Source organism: Actinokineospora sp. NBRC 105648 (assembly GCF_030269645.1).
Lineage (GTDB): Bacteria > Actinomycetota > Actinomycetes > Mycobacteriales > Pseudonocardiaceae > Actinokineospora.
The window spans coordinates 1-220 of the sequence record NZ_BSTR01000149.1 but is presented as its reverse complement, the minus strand read 5'-3'; the positions used below and the strand labels follow the sequence as shown (position 1 = coordinate 220).

The 220-nt window shown below is 63.6% G+C and carries 1 protein-coding gene; it reads left to right on the top strand.

Annotation, left to right across the window (positions count from 1 at the left end; all coding sequences use genetic code 11):
- Positions 1-220, top strand: a 220-nt coding sequence (locus tag QSK30_RS36710) for an IS30 family transposase (protein WP_285510016.1), incomplete at both ends; no start/stop codon positions are given.

Sequence of the window (220 nt, the reverse complement as noted above, 5' to 3'; positions counted from 1 at the left end):
CACGCCGCGTTCACCATGGCCACCGGCATGCCCGTGTACTTCTGTGACCCGTACTCGCCCTGGCAGCGTGGAACGAACGAGAACACCAACCGGCTCCTCCGCCAGTATTTTCCCAAGGGGACCGACCTGTCGGTCCACTCCCAGGCCCACCTCGACGAGGTCGCCCGCGAACTCAACGGACGACCCCGCCAAACACTCGACTGGTACAAACCCGTCGAAA